Here is a 19,538-nt window from a genome sequence, read left to right on the forward strand (position 1 = left end):
AAGTAATGCACTTTGGTTACGATAATAAACAATTAAAGAATCTAGGGTCAACACCAAATTAACAAAACACCTCCAAAAGTAACAAGCAATCAAAAAACAGACAGAACAACACGACACCATATTGGAAATCTGGAGCAAACCAAATCAGCATGTAAATAGCAGGTCTTTAAGATTAAATTAATGTAAACTGACTATCTAGAGGGCAGTGAAGCGATGCGTCGCACACATCAGCAATATCATCGATGATGGGTTTTAGCTGTTTCTCAAGGTAATGTGCTAAGTCCAGTGGCCTACTGCTAGGGGTGCAGCGAGGACCATCAACTGTTATAACGTACTCAACCCAATCACCTTTAGTGTAACTTTGAGTACTATTTCGTGCAGCTTTCACATGAGGGGGGGTTGCTTTGGTGTATTCATCAGGGTTTTTGCCTAAGCGTTTGGCATAAGTTAAGAGCTGAGCGCTATCCCCTTTCTTTAAAGTGTTAACATAATTATCAACGATATGTTGCAGGTTTGCACCAGTGAATAATCCTTGAAACAGTTCACCTTGAAACTTTCTCGCCAGTGGCGTCCAATCGCTACGCACCGACTCCATGCCTTTAAAAACGAGCTCTCGGTGCTTCTGGACCAATAAACCAGTGTAACGTTTCTTCGTTCCCACGTCTTTATGCCTTGCCTTGGGCATAAAAAAAGGTCGATATAGGCTTTCGTATTCAAGCTCCAAATAGCTAGGTATTCCATAGTTTTGTTCAAGTGTTTGCCGCCAACGGTTGTTAATTTTTATCACTAACTCTTTGGCTAACGTATGACTTTGTTCGTCACTAAGCTCTTCGGGTAGTGCGATAAAGGTAGAGTCGGTATCGCCGTAAATCACATCAACACCATATTCAATCAGCCACTGTCGCGTTGTTTGCATAATATCGTGCCCGCGCAGGGTAATCGAACTGGCTAGTCTAGGGTCATAAAAGCGACAACCTTTTGAGCCAAGCACGCCGTATAGGCTGTTCATGATAATCTTAATAGCTTGCTGAAGATGAGGGTCGCGGTGCTTTTTGGCCTCTTGGCGGGCCTGTGCGAGGCTGGCAACCAAATCAGGAAGATGATGTTTGCTGCGAGAAAAAAATGCCTCATGATACCCAGCAATTGCGTCATCAGGAGCATTGAGCCCTTCTATTAAGCCCATGGGATCGATACAAAAGGTACGAATAATACTCGGATAAAGGCTTTTAAAGTCAAGAACTGCAACATTTTGATAAAGACCGGGCACCGAGTCCATCACATAACCGCCTGGGCTGTCGAAGGTCAATCCATGATCGCCTAAATTAGGAGCCACATAACCACTGCGATGTAACAATGGCAAATAAAGGTTAGTGAACGCCGCCACCGACCCTCCTAGCCGTTCCAATGGCAGCCCTGTAAGCTGGGTCCGCACAATAGCAAAGTCGACCAATTCAAGACGAGCAAAGATGGCTAATACAAGCTCACAGTCTTTTAAGTTATATTCAGCAAGTTGCAGTTTATCTTCGTTGAAAAGCCGGGAAATCTCGGAAACTTTGTCTTTGTTTTCGATAAGCTTTCGCTCGCCAAGGATTTCGTGGGCAACATTATCAAGGGCAAAGCTGGGGTAGTAATATGTGGCGTTTTTAAGCATATCAATGCCATCAAGTACAGCGCGCCCGGGAACTATAAGCTTAGCGACTTTTCCTCCGCGCCACACAACCGCCTCGTTATTGCGTCCTAAATTAAGACGAATACCCAATTGTTGAGCGCGATAGCACAGCAGCTGAAAGTCAAAGTCGACCACATTCCAACCAACGATCACATCAGGGTCTATATGGTGTATGTGCTCTTGTAACCGCACGAGCAAAGCGGCCTCATCCTCAACATATTCAAGCCACGGACGCTCTTCGGTGCTACGCCCAACCATCAGCACCTTTTTAAACCGTTCACTTACCAAGCCAACACTGTAAAGCACACCATCGCCACTGCATTCAATATCCAGCGATAAAACCCGCAAAGTGGGCCGGTAGTGAGGATGGCTTTTAAACCGCGCTTGGACTAAGGAGCCATTAGCACTGGAGGTGCCGTCTACCCAAACGCCGCCGCGAATAAATCGCTCCATTAAGAAACGCTCGTGCGCGCGGATATCATCTTCGTATAACGTAATCCCCTGCTCTTTAAGCTGTTCTCGCGCTGCATAAAACTGATTCAAGTGCGTAAAATAACACCCTGCCATGGGTTTACCGGCAAAAGAGTGCAGCGTTACTGCGCGTATATCACAAGGCAAATTAGCGGCTTGGAGCAATTTTATCACTCGCTGCTGCTGCGATTGGGCAACGAAAAATACCGCAGACTCAGCGACAGCTTGTGCTTTAACTGGGCCGTTGTCTGTAGCAAGCCAAAAGACATGGCTGATACCATCGCTCAGTTGCCGTGTTTGCGCGGAAAGGATAAACCCTGCTATTGGAGCCAACCGAATACCTATAGAAGTGAGTAAATACAGCGCGTTGTTTTCTATGTTTTGCCCAAGCATCACGACATAAGTGAATTGTCACTTGAGTCATATGCAGCCACACTCTAAAATGGTCGCACTGTAAATATATACATAAGTTGATACACCATGCTATCCGATCCGCTGAAAAAAACAATCCGAAACGCTCATCAGCGGATAGCTTCAAGCATGGACGATTATCGCCCTCGTGCTAGCCAAAACTACTTGGTCGCAGAAATAGCAAAAACACTCGCTGGTGAATATGACAAAAAGCAACGCATTTGCGTGGTCGAAGCCGGAACCGGAACCGGCAAATCTTTGGCATATTGCTTAGGTGCCTTACCACTGGCACTCAAACGTAATAAAAAGCTGGTGATTGCAACCGCTACAGTGGCCTTGCAAGAGCAGTTGCTCTATAAAGAGTTACCCTTTTTTGCCCAGCACAGCGGTCTTACTTTTAGTTATGATTTGGTCAAAGGCCGGGGGCGCTATATCTGCGCCCATAAGCTCCATAACGCCGTCAATGGCGAACAAGAGCAACTCGCGTTGATGCCCACTTTAAACTCTCCTTTGAGTGACATGGAGCAAAAATGCCTGCATCAGCTGCATGATGCTTACCAAAACAAACAGTGGCAAGGTGACCGAGACTCATGGGCCGACGTGATCCCAGATCGCGTATGGCACCTTATTGCCTGTGATAAGCATGCCTGCCAACGGCAGATGAAAGCACACCAAACCTGCCCTTTCCATCTTGCGCGGCAAAAAATAGCGCAAATGGATGTGTTAGTGGCCAACCACAGTCTATTGTTGGCCGACTTGGAGCTCGGCGGTGGCGTGATTTTGCCGGAGCCAGAAAACTGTATTTATGTCATTGATGAAGCGCACCACTTACCGCATATCACTCGCGACTTTTCATCTGCAGCAGCCACCTTAAAAGGGACTCAGGATTGGCTCGAGAAACTACTCAAATTCAGCGGCAAAATGGCGCAAACCATTTTTAGCGCCAGCGCATCAGGTAGCCAGTTTAAACTCAATGATGCCCTTGATGATGTGGCCAGAGGCATGAAAGCCGTGCTGAGTATGCTTGATAGTGCAGACTTTCAATATACCGAAGACGACACCTATCGTTTCTCTCACGGAGTGCTGCCCCAACAGCTCACAGTGCAAGCCAAAGATATCAGTGAAGCCAGTAAAACGGCACTACGCACCCTCAACAAGATGCACGAAGCGCTCAGTAGCGACGTAAATGATGGCGATGTGAAGCCGTTTATTGCTGACCCTATTTTAGCCGAAAGTGGGCAATATATAGCCCGTTTAGAAACGCTACAAAAGCTGTGGCAAAGTTATGCTAAAGAAAGCGAAAGCGTTCCCCATGCCAGGTGGATAAAGCGCATGGAGTATAAAAACCACCATGACTACCTCCTGAGTGACTGCCCTATTGAAGTGGGGTTTTACCTCAAAGATAAATTATGGCGCGAGTGTGCAGGAGCGGTATTGTGCTCGGCCACGCTCAGCGTCTTGGGCTCCTTTGAACATTTTGCCCATGAAAGCGGGCTACGCTCAGAGCAAGGAGTTAAGTTTATCAAGGTGCCCTCACCGTTTGATTACCCCAATCAAGCGCAGCTGCATATTCCCAAAACCGAGTGTGAACCAACCGACAAAGCGTTTAGCGATTACCTTGCCAAAGCACTGCCCAATACCCTAGATAAATCCAAAGCCAATCTGGTGTTGTTTGCTTCCTATTGGCAAATGCACCATGTCGCAGAGCGTTTGCGTAAACAAGGGTGGGATATTTTAATGCAAGGCGAGCTCTCTCGGGATACACTGATCCGACGCCATAAGCGCCGTATTGATGATGCCCAAGGCAGTGTGCTGTTTGGCACCCAAAGTTTGTCTGAAGGCCTCGATTTGCCAGGCGATTACCTGACTAATCTAGTGATCACAAAAATCCCGTTTGCGGTGCCCACCTCACCGATTGAAGAAGCGCAAGCAGAGTTTGTAGAGCAAAAAGGAGGCAACCCGTTTTTATCCATTACCGTACCGGACGCCGCCAAGAAATTAGTACAAAGCTGTGGTAGACTGCTGCGCAAAGAAAGAGACAGTGGTGTTATTACCATTTTCGACCGCCGCTTAATCACCAAGCGTTATGGTAAAGCCATGCTCGATACCTTGCCGCCCTTTAAACGAAAAATAGATTATTAGATGTTTGAACTAGCTCTCGACCCATCGACTTGGGCCATTTTATGCGCCGTAGCCCTTGCTGCAGGCTTTATAGATGCTATCGCCGGCGGCGGCGGTATGTTAACCGTACCTGCCCTACTTACTGCCGGATTACCCCCGCACTTAACTCTGGGGACTAACAAGTTAGCGGCCAGTTTTGGCTCACTGACAGCCAGTGTCACCTATTACCGTAAACGTTTGTTCGACCCTAAATTCTGGGCTGCGTCGATTCTAGCCACCGCTATCGGCGCTACCCTAGGCACCTTATTGGTCGATAGTATGAGCACCGAGTTTCTCAACAAACTCATTCCTGTGGTGATCATCGCCGTCGCTATCTACTCCTTATTTGGCAAGCTCAGTCCACAGCAAAGTAACGATTTACCGCTGCTCTCTGGCGCTATGCGTATAAAACAGTGGCTCCAAGGCTTAGCCTTAGGCTTTTTCGATGGCATGGCTGGCCCGGGCACGGGCACATTCTGGACCGCGTCAAATAGCCTCCTTTATAAAATGAGCCTGTTGATCAATTGCGGTTTAGCCCGCTCGATGAATTTTGTCAGTAACTTTATTTCGCTGATCACCTTTGTAGCACTCGGTCATGTTAACTTCTTACTCGGCGCCACCATGGGGTTATTCTTGATGTTAGGGGCCTGGCTCGGGGCTCATTCAGCTATTCGCTTCGGCTCAAAAATGATCCGCCCGGTATTTAACACCGTTGTTATTGTGCTAGCACTGAAACTCGTCTATGAGGCTTATTTATAATGAGCTCTGGCCATGCATTAGCGCGATTACAGCAACAACTGGAGCGTCTGCGCAGCGATGCTGAACAGTTTGATAAAGCCAATTGGTTTGCTAAAAATCGTTTTATGCAATCCAAACATGCATTGTTCGATCGCAGTGTGTTTAATAGCAAAAGTATGCTGCTCGTTGATTACGTTGATGAAGTGCAAACGCAACTTGAAAGACTCACGAGAAGCCTTGAGCATCAAGGTCGTCATCAATATGGTTTCGCTCTCACGCACATTACCGAGCAAATAGAAGCCATCGTCAAAGTGCTTAAAGCAACCTCTGTGTGGGCGAAAGAAAATACACCTACGGCGAGGGCAAAAAAGTACCAAAAAGCGGTGAAAAAAATTATTCAGCCAACCAATGAGCTTTATCAAGAGCTGGCTAAAAATCACGAATTTGAACGTCGCTTGGGGCAAATGATTGACGACCGCAAACAACAGATGCATGGCGCTGATGCCACCACCGTTGCTAAGTTAAATCAGGAAGTCTTAGCGCTGCACGCACGCTTAGGACGCTGTCGTAAGGCCATTAGCGCCTGTGAAGAAAAAATACAATTAGCAGAGAAACAAGCGATACGATGAAATTATTTTATCACCCTATCTACTCTCAGCTCGACCTACCTGCTCACCATCGTTTTCCAATCAGTAAATATCAACAACTCTTCGACATGCTGTGCGCACACCCAGAACTCAAATCAGGTTTTACTATTAGTTGCGCCGAACCTATCTCGGTGAGCACGTTAGAGCTTGCTCATGATGCTGACTATGTTAATCAGTTCATCACTGGCACGTTGGCGGATAAAGCGCAAAAACGCATCGGCTTTTGCCACAGCGACGCATTGGTAGAGCGCACCCTACAATCAGTTGGCAACACTTTGGGCGCAGCCCAAGCGGCACTTAAAGACGGGGCCGCGATGAATTTAGCGGGCGGTTACCACCATGCCTTTGGCAACTATGGCAGTGGCTTTTGTATTTTTAATGATGCTATCACCGCAGCTCGATATTTGTATCAAGTGGGGCTCATTGATAACGCCCTTATTATTGATTTAGATGTTCACCAAGGTGATGGCAGCGCCGCCATCGCTGAAAGGGACGACGCCATTACAACCTTGTCATTGCATGGTGAGCGCAACTTTCCACGCATCAAGCAAAGCTCAGACTACGACTTTGCTCTGCCCTTGCATTGCGACGACCGTGTTTACTTGGAGACACTCACACAAGCGCTAAAGTTAACGCAGCGTCTGCATCGCCCGGATATTATTTTCTATAATGCCGGGGCCGATGTACACAGCGATGACGAGTTAGGAACCCTGAGCCTAAGCTTGGCCGGTGTCGGCGCCCGTGATGCTCAGGTGCTTACTCATGCTAAACACCATCAAATCCCAATTTGCACTATGCTTGGCGGCGGATATCAACGCAATGTAGAGCAGCTTGTCAAAGTACATTGGCAACTTGTAGAGCAATTTCATCAGTGCTTTATATTGGACAGTTAGGTAACCTGAGCTATGCTAATTAAGATGGTATAGTTACGGGAAAACAGTGAGTTATGAAACTACATGACGACGTCCACAATTATTACGAAAAGTTGGTATTAGAGGAAATCGATCGCCAACAATTGCAGCATATGTATGACAGCGATACACTAGCGGACCTATGTTGTACGGTGCTCAATCAACTTCCACCCCGCTATATTCGCTTTGATGTTGACATGGCATTTTACCTATCCACAGCTGAGGCTGAGCAAATGCAGGAGAAGGTTGAGGCCGCCGTAAAAGTAGCCTTAAGCCTAATCGCAAAGCGAGGAAGTCATGCCCAAACCCGAGAACAATCTCGATAACGCACCAGAAGAAGTAAAATTAGCCGTAGACCTAATCATGCTGTTGGAACAAAACGACATTGAACCAAGTACCGCGCTCGCGGCACTGGATATTGTGCGCCAAGATATGCAAAGGCGATTACAATCAGACTGAGTCGTCTAATCTAAACCGCGTCAACTGTCCTCGCTTGCTTTAACTTGAAAAAGCGACCCATTAACATAAGTTCGGGTCGCGCTTAAGCGCATCGTGCTCAAGCTTAGCCAGCTCTGCGATGAGGCCATCAATTAACCCCATAGCCTGTTCCGGGTGCTCACTTTTTAATATTTTATCCGCTTGCTCCGCTAACGCTTGAAGCTGCTCGAAACCAAACATTGCAGCGCTTCCTTTAAGGGCATGAACCGACTTACCAAGCCCGATCAGGTCCCCATATCTGGATTGGTTTTCTAGCTGCACCCGCTGCTCAGCCAACCCTGATACATAGTCATCGCGAAGAGCCTGCATATCCGACTCAGGCAAATCAATATCAACAAATTGCTCCGGCAGTGCGAGATAGTGGGCAATCTTTTTAGCAAACTGCTCTCTGTCGATGGGTTTACCAAGGTGATCCGCAAATCCAAGCTTTAAATATCGCTCAATTTCATGGCTCATGGTATTCGCCGTGAGTGCAATCACCGGCGTAGTACACCCCGTCGCTTGCAAAAACGACAGTGCTTGCTCGCCATCCATAATGGGCATTTGGATATCCATCAACACTAGGTCGAAGTCTCTTTCCAACGCCTGAGTGACAGCTAACTGACCGTTTTCGACCCAAGTCACCTGCAATCCCATGCGCTCCAATATACGTTGCAGCAATTTGGCATTATCACGGTTATCCTCTGCCAACAGTACATGGCCATGCAGCTCACTTTGAGCGATACAGTCCTCACTATGCTCATCCGCATTGAGCGCTTTGCTGTAGCTCTCTAACCACTGCGTTTGCTCGGTTGTTTTAAGTGCCAAATCTACAGTAAAAGCGGTGCCCTGCCCCTGAATACTCTGCACGTCAATGTCGCCACCGAGCTTGCGCGCCAAGCTCTTTGATATATTTAGGCCCAACCCAGTGCCACCGTATTTACGTGAAGTGGAAGAGTCCGCCTGATAGAAGGCTTCAAATAGCTGAAACTGTTCTTGCTCGCTCATGCCAATACCGGTGTCTTTTACGGTGATAATAAGGCGCTCACCCTTTGCTGCAACATCAATATTAATGCTGCCAACACTGGTAAATTTTAAGGCGTTGGCGGTTAAATTTAACAGTATTTGTCGTAACCGAGTGGCGTCGGTGTAGATATAGTCCGGCAATGGAAAGTGGTAATGCAACGAAAATCCCAAACCTTTATCGCGAATTTGCTTACCAAGAATAGACTCCACTTGGCCTATGGCGCTAAATAAGTGCGTTTTCGCGCTTTCGACTTCAAGACGGTTTGCTTCTATTTTCGACATGTCGAGAATATCATTGAGTAACCCAAGCACATGGCGGGCGTTTTGTGCAATCACATGGGTCGCTTGGCTTTGCTCATTCGCTTTTACATCCCCTAATAACAGCCCTTCAGCGTAACCAATGATAGATGTCATAGGAGTGCGGATCTCATGGCTCATGTTCGCCAAAAAGCGAGTTTTTGCTTCGCTGGCATCCCGTAGCTCAACCGTTAACGCCTGCAACTCACCCGTACGCTCTTGCACTTTTGCTTCAAGATTTTTAGTTAATTCAACATTGGCATCATTAATCAGTCTAAACTTGTCGGCCACGGCAAAAGCGAGTAACAACGCATCCAACGCTGTACCGATTAAACCAAGGTGATACAAATTAATATTGACCGAAGGCAATAGCCCAAGATTAGTTAAGTTGCCCACCATATTTGGTAGCGCCATACACATGTAAGCCAACACAAAATAACGGGCTGGTTTGTAGCCTTGCATTATTCGTCTAATACCAATGTAAAGCCCTAAACACAGCGCTATCGCGGTCGCGAATGTGGCCCAAATAAACCCAGCTCCGGGGGAGATTACACTTATTGGCAAACCAATTAACGACACCCATGAGAAGATTAACGCTCCTCGGGCAAATCGTGGATGGGTCTCATTAAGCTTGAGCAGGTGGATGTAAAATAGGGTGTTAGCCAAAGGTGTTAGAATAAAGCCAAACCAGTGCAGAGCGGTCAAGTCGATGGCAAAAAGCTGGCTCGGAATATGAAAGAAGTGACTCCATGCAAACACCCAGGCAGCAGTAAAAAATGCATAGTAAAGATGGGTTTTGTCTTTTGAGCCTAGGTAAATCAATAAGTTATAGAGCCCCAGTACAATACCCACACTGAAACACAGCATCATGATGAGGTTTTCCCAAATCGCTTGCTGCTGATAGTCACTCGGCGTAGATAGCTTTATCTTTGGCGGGGTATAAAATGCCGCGCTATGAAACTCGGTCACGATAATTACCGACTCATCTAACGGCAGGGTGAGTGTTTTCCCATAGTGAAAAGCAAACTCATACTGACCGCGCTCACCGCTTTGATAAAGCGTGCTTCCTGATTGCGTAAATACCTGCGTATTAATGACAGATACCACGCTATTGTAGGGGGCATACACCCACTGCTGCTGCGAAGACTGATTCGTGACCTTGTAAACGCTGACGTAACGCCCACCAAATAACTGCGGACGCTCTACTTTAGGCTGCTGTTCCAGCCAGCTAAGTAACTGTTTTTTTGATGTCGGTAATTGAGCTGTTTCGCTGATGCGGTAGTAATGGGGTGGCGCGTCAAAATCCATGGAATTCTGTGTTACCACCACGTGCTGCAAACTCGCCGAATGTGTCTGGGCACTTATCAGCAACAGTAACCCCATCAATACCTGTATTAAGTGCCTCGTCACAACAACCTCAAGGATCTATCTTAAAAATGGAAGGTTACATCCAAACCTACACGCCGGCCTTCGCCCTTGAAGTCTTCATACATTCCTAAAAACTCGCTGAGATCGAACTTTAAATGGCTGTAGTGTGTATCAAACACATTTTTTGCCCATAACCTTGCTTGCCATTGCTGGTAATCGGCCACAATATGCGCATCCCACAGTGTATAATCGCCTTGAGACGCAATAGGGTTTTCGTTTTGATCAAAATAATAATCTGATTGGAAATCAAATGACACCCCCGCCCTCATATCGACGTTGGTCCATACCCACGAGTAAGCCAGTGCGCCATTGATATTCCACTTAGAGGTAAATGGCAACCTATGGTCCGTCAAGGTGTTGCCTAAGGGATCTGTATATTGCTCAAACTCTGCATTAGGGATATAACCAAGTGCTAAGTGTGCACGCCAGGGCCCTTTAGGGCGATAGTGCATTGCCAGCTCCGCTCCGCTAATACGCGAACTAGCGACATTTTCCAACAATTGCAAAGGCGGTTGCTGTGGGTTAGCTGAAGCTTGATTCATGAAGACTTGTTGGTCGTCGTACTGATAGTAAAAAATAGCCCCATCAAAACCAAACCCTGAGCGCATTAATGGCGTTTTAAACCCTATCTCATGGGCACTAAGCTGCTCTGGTCCGTAGTTAGCCTGTTGCGCCTGCTCTGGCGTAGATAAGAAACCGCCATTGTAGCCCCCGCTCTTGTGGCCGTCTGAATAACGATAATAATAAAGGTTATCACGGCTATCATTGTAGTGCAGCGCCAGCTCCGTAGAAACGCCGTCATCATCTTGCTGTCCACTGACTTGGTAATAATCAATGGTGATGCCGCCTTGAGGGTCTGCGGCAATCGGCACATTGAGTGTGGAGAGAGAATCATACTCGACAGTTTCATCGCTGTAGCGTACCCCAGTTATCAATGCCCAACGCGGCGATAACTGCCATTGGGCATGAGCAAACAGTGCCCAAGAGCGAGTGTCTATCTCGTTATCGTATAAAAAATTAGCCGTCAGGCTCGGGTCTAAGATGCCGCGAAAGTCACGCAGCAAATCATTATTATTTAACTGCTCTATTTGCTCGGATAACTGATATGCACCCAAAGTAATATGATGCTGCTGATAGTGCCCTTGCAGTCTTAGTTCGTTGCTCAAGCTGCGTGTCTGCAACCCGAGGTTTCCCTCGCACAACCGCGCGAGCGAGCCATCGCAATTAAAACCATGGTCGCGCTCAAGGTCGCTCACTCCCAGTAACCAGAGCGCTTGCCAGTGAGTGTTCACTTGCCAACCTAACTCATTAGTGAGTCCCCAACGGGTGGTTTCATGAGCATTGTTGTTGTTTACCTTCACCGCCCAGAAGTCATCGCTGCCATCATTAAAACCAAATGCGTCAACACACCCACCTTGGTTAATTTGAGCCAATGTACAAGGTGAGCCATCGCTGGGAGATATAATTCCGATGTTTCCGACAGGCTGTGTCAGTCCCTGCCAGCGACTGTACTCAACTTTAGTGAACCAATTGAGCTGTTGCCACTGCCCTAAATAACTAACCCGGGCGTCATTTTGCTCAAGGCCGGCTTCGGGGTAGGCTTGGGCTAGGTTGTAACTGGTGTAATCATATTTCTGGTGATTTAACGCTACTCTCAAAGCTTGCTGTTCGGACAGCTGCATATTCCCCACCAGCTGCGCTTGACGCCAATCATCACTGCCGATAGCGCCTTTGGCGTAGCCGTAGTTATCGAACTCAGGGCGTGCAGTGCGCACTAAAATTGCGCCCCCTGTGGTGTTACGGCCAAAAAGCGTACCTTGTGGCCCTTTCAGAACCTCCACTTGCTGTATATCGTATAGGTTAGCAATTTGATGGCTGGCAGAGCCGCTGTTTACCCCATCAACATACAAACCGACCGGGGAAGTATTAGCGGTATTGTAATCAATCAGCCCGACACCACGAATATTAATGGCCGGCGGTGTACCTTCGGCGGCATTTTGCGATATTTTCACATTTGCCGAGAACCGTCCTAACTCGGTGGTATTTTTGATAGCCGCATCCGTGAGCTGTTGCTCGCCGATATAGGTAATCGATACACCGACTTCACTGGCTTGCTGAGCCCGTTTTTGCGCGTACACTTCGATCACTTCCATCTGCTCATCAGCTGAAGTTTGTTGAGCCTGTGCGACCGTCGTACAAGCAAAAGGTATACACAGCAGAGTCCGCTTAAGTTGCCAAGTCATTTTTTTATAACGCATTAATTTAATTATTGATCTTAGTATAGAAGAAACCTCGTCATAACAGTAGCGTGTTACCAAGGTAAAAAGCCGCGCTCACCACTAATATGGGTTGGCACGCCGGATAGCGCCCGTGCTGTTTGCATGCCAGCCATCACCGCCGCCTCTACACAACCGGCATTAACGCCGGTGCTAATCCAATCTCCAGTAATGTAGAGGTTGCTAAAGTCGGTTTCTTGCGTATGCAAACGGTACTGACTCGTGCCAGTTAATGACAACACATAACGCTCGCTGGGGTCGAGGTTTACGCGCCAATATTGATAATCAAAACGTTGCTCACCCTGTGCGCTCGCAGGAGCATACAAAGTATGCCATTGGAAGCCTTCCCTATCGCCAGCTTCTGGCCACAGCCAATGCATGCTGTGCTTGAGTTTGTTGAGGCAATTGTTTTTCACGTTTTGCAATTGCTGCTGCACAAAACCCGTGTCGCTCGCGGGAGGGAAATCAGCGCACGTATACGCGCTGCAAAAATACGCGACATTAACTGGTTGATTATCCTCTGGCCACTGTTCCCAGTGTAATAGGTGTGCCATCGCGGCCCAGGTGTCGAAGGGCTTGGAAAACGCGCTGAGGATAGGCGGTTTTGTCGATGCTTGCCAACCTAGCTGCCGGTCGTCTTTATTTAGCCACAGCTGCATTGCTTGGGTCGCCACGGTGCCAAGCTCCTTAACACTCGTCGCTAACCGAGTGTCTGTTGCTAAAAGCGCCGGCGCTATATGCTCCATGCTTGCCACTGATACACCACATATCACATGATCAAAGTCCACTGCGCGCTCAAGGGTAATGCGCTCAAGCGGTGCAGAGAAATGACGCTCATACACAGCCTCCCAATCACTCCAATGTGACTCTAGGTTTATGTTGTGGGTCTTTAATAGTTGCGCTTGGTCTGCGTTAATTTGTGTATATAACGGCTCACTTGGCCAGCAAGGTAAGCCGTGGATATCCACTAAAGGATGATAATCTGGGTGCTTAAGATCAACTTGCTTGCACAGCTCAATCTTTTGCACAAAGCGCCCGCTACTGTCGGGATACAATTGCTGCACCTGATGAAAAAAGGCAAATTTCACGCCGCGCTGCTTTAATAGCTCGTAGATGGGCGCAAAAATAACATCGCCCATTCCCGCTTGCATCTTCCACATTACGCCGCCACGGTAACACAGCAGAATTCGTAGGATAGCCAAGGCTGCGACCCCCGCCTCCACATTCGGTTTGCTAAAATCGCCATCTTGGTAGCCAAACACTAAGTCGTAAAACCCTCTTACTGGAGCGCTATCAACGCTAAAGTGCGGGTCTGCACCATTATCGCTAAGCCACTGGCGTAAATCACGGTCATTAATACTGGCAAAGCCACGCTCATGAACTTTGTCGCGTATTAAACCAACCAACATGGCAATCGCTAAATCGGCACAAATATAGGCTTGACGCAGCTTCGCATTGTCATCGAGTAATTCACGAACTTCTTCACGCAGCCAGCGCTTAAGCTTGCGGACAATATACCAAGTTCCCAAACGATCCGACTTGTGACTAAAACTTTCGTCGTTAACACGCAAATTGAGTAAAGCACTAAGCTGCTCTAATAATAACCTAGGGTTAGAAATAACCTGCTGCGCATCTTGACGTAGCTCGGTGTAAAACTGACTTACCTCCAGAGTGATACTGCTGAAGGTACTTTGCACTTGCTCCATAATGCTGGCTAAAAGATGCTGATCACGCCGCTTCCGAGTGGTGAGTACAGGTTTATGTGCCAGCTCATGCTCTATATCGCCGACAAACTTCTCTAGCCAGGCGACCAAAAGCCGAGCAATTTGCCAAAAGTGTAAATCCAAAGTGCCCGCACTAGGGTTCCCCTCGATTCGTGGAAATTCAATGGCCCAAGGCTGCCATTGGCCGTTAATATGCTCTTGCAAGGCGATAACATCATGGGGTTTAAATGCCTGTTGCCACGTTGCCATAGGGTGAGTCGCAGGTCTATCCAGTGCTTGATAAACTCGCTCTATGGTGCGGAACGAATTTACATAGGCGCCAAACCAAACATGTAAGCCATGCTCTTCAATACGTTGGCCCATATTTGCGTTGCGACCACTGGCGCCTTTGCCACCCAAACGCCAGCCTTGCTGATACACGGTTATATCAAACTGTTGTTGCCAATTGGCTTTTTCCGTTAAATACACAGCAGCGGTCATAGCACTGACGCCACCACCAAGAATCGCGATTTTTTGCTGCTCAGACATAGCCTTGCTCCACAATTACCCTTGCTCCAGCCTGCTCAAAGTCCATATTGACGTAATAAGGCAGCCGCGCCCATTGCTTACCTGTAGCGATACCAAAGAGTTGCTGCAGTGGAAAGGCATCAAGATGGCGAATATCAACCTCATACTCCCCCTCTAATAACCCCACCTCATGAATCGCATTGATGGTTGAGGGCGAGTGCAGCACGGCGCTGTAAAGACTGTTTTGGGCCATTCCATCCGGGCATTGTTTAAACAAAATTTGATCTAAATAAGGGTGTGTAACCCCGCCTAACAACTGTTTGATGAGCTCTTTGCTCAGGTGCGCCCCTTGCGCTCCTTGCGACAATAACTCGGCTATCTCTTTAGTCGTCTCATACGCTTCGCTTAGCCAATTGTCATTATCATCCACTCTACGAACCCGTAATAGCTCATGCCAGGCCATTTGTGTGTTTGGGTGGTAAGGTTGAAAGGTTTCTAGTTGCAGCGAAAAGTCACTGTTTGCCTGCTTATTCTCGGGCATGCTGTAGCGACATAAATATTTGTTATAACCCCAAATCTCGCGGCCATTAATTAAAGCATTAATGTTATTTACACAAATAAAGGCAGGAAACCAATATAGATGCAAAGCGCGGTCGTCACCCTTTGCTTGTTTGACGACGGGCAACCAGATGATGATATCAGTCTCTTGCATCCAGCCATACTCACTAAAGGGCGCCTGCAACGAAGCGATGCGGGTGATATCAGTAAAGCTTAGTAACGGCGATGAGCCCAGTACTTTAAAAAAGTAAGGTGAGGAGTCGATTGAATTCAACGTGGTATCAACAAAGTGCTGCATTTTTTGCTCACAGCCTGCTAAGAAAAAGCCGAACATGCGCGCATCTTTCATGCCACACGGCGGTTTGGCGATGGGGTTTGAAGGGTAATGAATATAAGGTAAAGCCATCCTACTCTACTCGCTGGTTTTAATCTTTTAGGCCCAAAAGTTAGGGCAACGCGTGCACCGAGTATAGATGGCTTTTTATTTGTTCACATTATTTAAACAAGTACGTTGTTAAATTTTCTCGCCCAACTTAAACAAGACGAACTCGCCAGGTTGCATTTTTTGCCAACGCTCATCATTGGTTAATGGCCGCGTTGCGATGACCGTCACTATATCATCAGGTGTTGTTTCCTGTTGAAAGTTAACCACCATATCAGCATCGATTAGCGTGGCCTTACCAAAAGGTGCGCGGCGAGTGATCCAGTGCAAATTGTTAGTACAATACGCCAGTACAAACACACCATCGGTTAGCAGCATATTAAATACGCCTTTTTCTCTTAGTTGGTGCGCCAGTTTGGCTGCGTAACGAAAAACACTCGCCATATTGCTGGGTTTTGTGGGGTACTTTTCACGAATTTTGTCGAGCAACCAGCAAAACGCCAGCTCACTGTCGGTATTACCAACAGGACGATAGTAAGAGGGCTTTAAATCACTGTAGTCTGAGAGCTGACCATTGTGCGCGTAGGTTATCTCCTTACCCCATAACTCGCGAGTAAACGGATGGGTGTTCTCCAAGCAAGTTCGTCCACGATTCGCTTGACGAATATGACTGATCACCGACTTACTTTTTATGGGATACGCGCGCACCAGTTTGGCTATTTCCGACTCGCTACTCGGCAATGGGTCTTTAAATGAGCGACACCCTTTACCCTCATAAAACGTGATCCCCCAACCATCTTTGTGCGGGCCCGTATTTCCGCCACGCTCTAACAAGCCGGTAAAACTAAAACAAATATCTGTTGGTACGTTGGCAGACATGCCAAGCAACTCACACATTTAACACTTCCCAATAAAATCAAAGATAAACTAGCTTAAGAACAAGCATGTTTTGGTATTCAAGCTGCGCAACTAGTAGTAAGGGGTTATTCGCCAGCTTTCTATACTGCTATTATTTCACAAAAACGCCAAGGGGTTAAAAGCCAGAGCCAAATTCAAATTTTCCCCTGCTTATCTGGCTGCACTCTTACCACTTGATTATTGAATAAATAACGAGAAGGCAAGGTGCACAGCCCATTTTAAAATGATCAGACTTACGCCATTATTGCCGTTTGTACGTACTAGATTGAGCATAAAACGAGTAGAGCCTATCACCTTTGTTATCATTGACTAAAATTTGTCAGTGATAAAAGGTGCAAGCACCCTATAATTAGTCCAAGAGGGCTTGCAACCCTAATTGAGTAACGCTAATCTAGCTGCTAGTGGTCAGACCTCTAACAAGGAATCAGATTATGACACTTCTTTTTTTTATACTTGCGCTTATTGTGGTGCTGTCTTACGCCAGTTACCATCGCGCCAGTTTTAATACCTGCCTCGGTCTTGCCGTTGCAACAATGATTGTCGGCACCATTGCCGGTGGTTTTGGTATCATTAGCTGGCTTATCTTTTTAGTTATTGCCGTGCCTCTGTCTGTAACGACAGTTCGCCAGCAATACCTAGTAAAACCTCTTTTTGCGGCTTTCAAAAAAGTCACCCCGACGATGTCAGATACCGAAAAGTCAGCCATTGATGCTGGTACTACATGGTGGGAAGCGGATCTTTTTTGTGGTCGTCCTAACTGGAATAAACTACATCAGTACCCCATTCCAAAGCTGAGCGCTGAAGAGCAGGCTTTCCTTGATGGACCCGTGGAAGAAGTGTGCGGTATGTTTAGCGATTGGGAAGCAACCCACGAGCTTACCGATTTACCGGAAGAGGTTTGGCAATATCTGAAGGACAATAAGTTCTTCGCCATGATCATCAAAAAAGAATTTGGTGGCTTGGAGTTTTCAGCTTACGCCCAATCATGTGTGCTGCAAAAGCTCACCAGTAAGTCGACCTTGTTATCGTCAATTGTCGGTGTCCCTAACTCATTAGGTCCGGGCGAGCTACTCCAGCACTATGGTACCAAAGAGCAAAAAGACCATTACCTCCCTCGTTTGGCTAAAGGTGATGAGATCCCATGCTTCGCACTGACCTCACCCGAAGCGGGTTCTGATGCCAGTGCCATTCCTGATTTTGGTGTGGTCTGTAAGGGTGAATTTAACGGCGAAGAAGTTACTGGTATTCGCTTAACTTGGAACAAGCGCTACATCACACTTGCACCGGTCGCGACAGTGCTTGGTCTTGCTTTTAAGCTGCGTGATCCAGACGGCTTGCTGGGCGATAAAAAAGAACTCGGCATTACCTGTGCGCTTATTCCAACCGATATGGAAGGCGTTAAAATTGGCCGTCGCCACTTCCCTTTGAATGTGCCGTTCCAAAATGGTCCAACCCAAGGCGAAGACGTTTTCGTGCCATTAGACTACATTATTGGTGGTCCAAAAATGGCTGGTCAAGGCTGGCGTATGCTGGTTGAATGTTTGTCGGTTGGTCGTGCTATTACCCTACCCTCAAATTCAACGGGCGGCATTAAATCGCTTGCTGTTGCCACCGGTGCTTACAGCCGTATTCGCCGCCAATTCCGCCTACCCATTGGCAAAATGGAAGGTGTTGAAGAAGCTATGGCGAAACTGGGCGGTTACGCCTATGCCAGTGATGCGGCGGTCAGTATGTCTACCGGCGCGGTTGATTTAGGTGAAAAGCCATCTGTCATTTCAGCCATTTTGAAATATCACCTGACCGAGCAAATGCGTGAGTCCACCATGCATGCCATGGATGTTCATGGCGGTAAGGGCATTTGCCTAGGGCCAAATAACTACCTTGGCCGAGGTTATCAAGGTGCCCCTATTGCGATCACCGTAGAAGGCGCCAACATCCTCACTCGTAACATGATTATTTACGGTCAAGGCGCGATTCGCTGTCATCCGTTTGTGTTAACCGAGCTGAATGCCTGCAGCATCGAAGACAGCAATGAAGCTTTGGATGTATTCGACAATGCCCTAATGGGCCATATCGGCTACACCATTTCTAACTTGGTACGTACGAAGTGGCTAGCATTAACCGGAGCGCGTTTTACCAGCGTGCCTTATAAGGATGAAACCACAGAGTTTTATCGCGATGCGGCGCGTTTCAGTGCCTCTTTGGCGCTGATGTCTGATATTTGTATGGCAGTGTTTGGTGGCTCACTAAAACGCAAAGAGCGCATCTCTGCACGCCTTGGTGACATGCTAAGTTACCTGTACTTAGTCTCAGCGACTTTGAAACGCTACAACGACGAAGGCCGCCGCAAAGAAGATTTGCCATTAGTTAAATGGGCCTGTCAGGAATACTTGTATCGCTGTCAGCGTGCGCTGGCTGATTTAATCAATAACATGCCCTCAGTGTTTTTGCGCGGTGTGCTTAAGGTTATTTTGTTCCCTTGGGGCCGCCCAGTGCGCAAGCCAACCGATAAGCAAGAGCATGTTATTGCCCAGCTACTGCAAACGCCTAACGAGACTCGTGAGCGCTTGTCACAGCATATTTTCTTAACCGATGGCCCACACAGCCTACTCGGTAAACAAGAGCAGACACTACGCAACATTCTTGCTGTGGAGCCGCTGTTCGATAAGGTATGCCGCGCGACGGGCAAAAAGCTGCCTTTCACTCAGCTTGATAAGGTGGCACAAATGGGCCTTAATGAAGGCGTGCTCAGTGAGCAAGAAGCCCATCAATTGCGCGATGTCGAGCAGCAACGTTTGGATGTGATCAACGTTGATGACTTTGATCCCGCCGACCTACTCGCGGGTAAAGCGGCGCGCAGACGACCAAACAAAAAGGCGTCTGCTGCTTAATAATTTGTGCACAATTGCACTTTTCCACGACACCAAGCCAGCATATG

At 47.5% G+C, this 19,538-nt stretch carries 13 protein-coding genes; 7 read left to right on the forward strand and 6 right to left on the reverse strand.

The genetic code is table 11. The features are described from left to right. Nucleotides 1-172: 172 nt before the first annotated feature. Nucleotides 173-2,473, reverse strand: a complete 2,301-nt coding sequence (locus FIU82_RS09410) for a DNA polymerase II (RefSeq protein WP_253946309.1) — start codon at nucleotides 2,471-2,473, stop codon at nucleotides 173-175. 147 nt (nucleotides 2,474-2,620) lie between these two features. On the opposite strand from FIU82_RS09410, the gene dinG reads away from it, so the two are divergent. From dinG to rsmS, 6 genes are read left to right on the forward strand one after another with little or no spacing between them, the layout of a single operon-like run. Beyond that, on the forward strand, nucleotides 2,621-4,693 hold the full coding sequence (gene dinG / locus FIU82_RS09415; protein ID WP_152440938.1) for an ATP-dependent DNA helicase DinG: 2,073 nt from the start codon (nucleotides 2,621-2,623) through the stop codon (nucleotides 4,691-4,693). Further along, complete coding sequence (locus tag FIU82_RS09420; RefSeq protein ID WP_022946729.1) at nucleotides 4,694-5,470, forward strand: TSUP family transporter; 777 nt, start codon at nucleotides 4,694-4,696, stop codon at nucleotides 5,468-5,470. Next, nucleotides 5,470-6,078, forward strand: coding sequence for a primosomal replication protein (locus FIU82_RS09425; protein ID WP_022946728.1), 609 nt, complete (start codon nucleotides 5,470-5,472; stop codon nucleotides 6,076-6,078). The genes FIU82_RS09420 and FIU82_RS09425 overlap by 1 nt, the downstream gene beginning before the upstream one ends. Beyond that, complete coding sequence (locus FIU82_RS09430) at nucleotides 6,075-6,989, forward strand: histone deacetylase (protein WP_152440939.1); 915 nt, start codon at nucleotides 6,075-6,077, stop codon at nucleotides 6,987-6,989. The genes FIU82_RS09425 and FIU82_RS09430 overlap by 4 nt, the downstream gene beginning before the upstream one ends. Nucleotides 6,990-7,042: 53 nt before the next feature. After that, nucleotides 7,043-7,333 (forward strand): late competence development ComFB family protein, encoded by a 291-nt coding sequence (locus FIU82_RS09435; RefSeq protein ID WP_022946726.1) that lies wholly within the window; start codon nucleotides 7,043-7,045, stop codon nucleotides 7,331-7,333. Continuing rightward, the gene (rsmS, locus tag FIU82_RS09440; RefSeq protein WP_022946725.1) at nucleotides 7,305-7,466 is read left to right on the forward strand and encodes a pleiotropic regulatory protein RsmS; all 162 of its coding nucleotides are present in this window, start codon (nucleotides 7,305-7,307) and stop codon (nucleotides 7,464-7,466) included. The genes FIU82_RS09435 and rsmS overlap by 29 nt, the downstream gene beginning before the upstream one ends. Before the next feature lie 60 nt (nucleotides 7,467-7,526). Here the strand turns inward: rsmS and FIU82_RS09445 are convergent, their stop codons facing one another. The 5 genes from FIU82_RS09445 to FIU82_RS09465 all read right to left on the reverse strand — a co-directional run bounded on the left by FIU82_RS09445 (nucleotide 7,527) and on the right by FIU82_RS09465 (nucleotide 16,579). Next, nucleotides 7,527-10,217, reverse strand: a complete 2,691-nt coding sequence (locus FIU82_RS09445; RefSeq protein ID WP_253946310.1) for a 7TM diverse intracellular signaling domain-containing protein — start codon at nucleotides 10,215-10,217, stop codon at nucleotides 7,527-7,529. 20 nt (nucleotides 10,218-10,237) lie between these two features. Then, nucleotides 10,238-12,493 carry a TonB-dependent receptor gene (locus tag FIU82_RS09450; RefSeq protein WP_253946311.1) on the reverse strand — a complete coding sequence of 752 codons (2,256 nt, stop codon included), beginning with the start codon at nucleotides 12,491-12,493 and terminating at the stop codon, nucleotides 10,238-10,240. A 53-nt stretch (nucleotides 12,494-12,546) separates the two neighbouring features. After that, on the reverse strand, nucleotides 12,547-14,763 hold the full coding sequence (locus FIU82_RS09455; protein WP_152440940.1) for an NAD(P)-binding protein: 2,217 nt from the start codon (nucleotides 14,761-14,763) through the stop codon (nucleotides 12,547-12,549). Next, nucleotides 14,756-15,706, reverse strand: coding sequence for an acetoacetate decarboxylase (locus tag FIU82_RS09460; RefSeq protein ID WP_022946721.1), 951 nt, complete (start codon nucleotides 15,704-15,706; stop codon nucleotides 14,756-14,758). Before FIU82_RS09460 ends, FIU82_RS09455 begins: the two co-directional genes overlap by 8 nt. Before the next feature lie 108 nt (nucleotides 15,707-15,814). Continuing rightward, nucleotides 15,815-16,579 carry a class II glutamine amidotransferase gene (locus tag FIU82_RS09465; RefSeq protein ID WP_022946720.1) on the reverse strand — a complete coding sequence of 255 codons (765 nt, stop codon included), beginning with the start codon at nucleotides 16,577-16,579 and terminating at the stop codon, nucleotides 15,815-15,817. 452 nt (nucleotides 16,580-17,031) lie between these two features. Between FIU82_RS09465 and fadE the strand changes: the two genes are divergently transcribed. Next, nucleotides 17,032-19,491 (forward strand): acyl-CoA dehydrogenase FadE, encoded by a 2,460-nt coding sequence (fadE, locus tag FIU82_RS09470; RefSeq protein WP_152440941.1) that lies wholly within the window; start codon nucleotides 17,032-17,034, stop codon nucleotides 19,489-19,491. Nucleotides 19,492-19,538 lie beyond the last annotated feature (47 nt).

It is taken from the genome of Pseudoalteromonas sp. THAF3 (assembly GCF_009363775.1).
GTDB lineage: Bacteria > Pseudomonadota > Gammaproteobacteria > Enterobacterales > Alteromonadaceae > Pseudoalteromonas > Pseudoalteromonas ruthenica.

Bases quoted from the DNA above. Each gene is read 5' to 3' on its own strand.
- dinG (WP_152440938.1), top strand. From the start codon at position 2,621: ATGCTATCCGATCCGCTGAAAAAAACAATCCGAAACGCTCATCAGCGG.
- FIU82_RS09420 (WP_022946729.1), top strand. From the start codon at position 4,694: ATGTTTGAACTAGCTCTCGACCCATCGACTTGGGCCATTTTATGCGCC.
- FIU82_RS09425 (WP_022946728.1), top strand. From the start codon at position 5,470: ATGAGCTCTGGCCATGCATTAGCGCGATTACAGCAACAACTGGAGCGT.
- FIU82_RS09430 (WP_152440939.1), top strand. From the start codon at position 6,075: ATGAAATTATTTTATCACCCTATCTACTCTCAGCTCGACCTACCTGCT.
- FIU82_RS09435 (WP_022946726.1), top strand. From the start codon at position 7,043: ATGAAACTACATGACGACGTCCACAATTATTACGAAAAGTTGGTATTA.
- rsmS (WP_022946725.1), top strand. From the start codon at position 7,305: ATGCCCAAACCCGAGAACAATCTCGATAACGCACCAGAAGAAGTAAAA.
- FIU82_RS09450 (WP_253946311.1), bottom strand. From the start codon at position 12,493: ATGCGTTATAAAAAAATGACTTGGCAACTTAAGCGGACTCTGCTGTGT.
- FIU82_RS09455 (WP_152440940.1), bottom strand. From the start codon at position 14,763: ATGTCTGAGCAGCAAAAAATCGCGATTCTTGGTGGTGGCGTCAGTGCT.
- FIU82_RS09460 (WP_022946721.1), bottom strand. From the start codon at position 15,706: ATGGCTTTACCTTATATTCATTACCCTTCAAACCCCATCGCCAAACCG.
- FIU82_RS09465 (WP_022946720.1), bottom strand. From the start codon at position 16,579: ATGTGTGAGTTGCTTGGCATGTCTGCCAACGTACCAACAGATATTTGT.
- fadE (WP_152440941.1), top strand. From the start codon at position 17,032: ATGACACTTCTTTTTTTTATACTTGCGCTTATTGTGGTGCTGTCTTAC.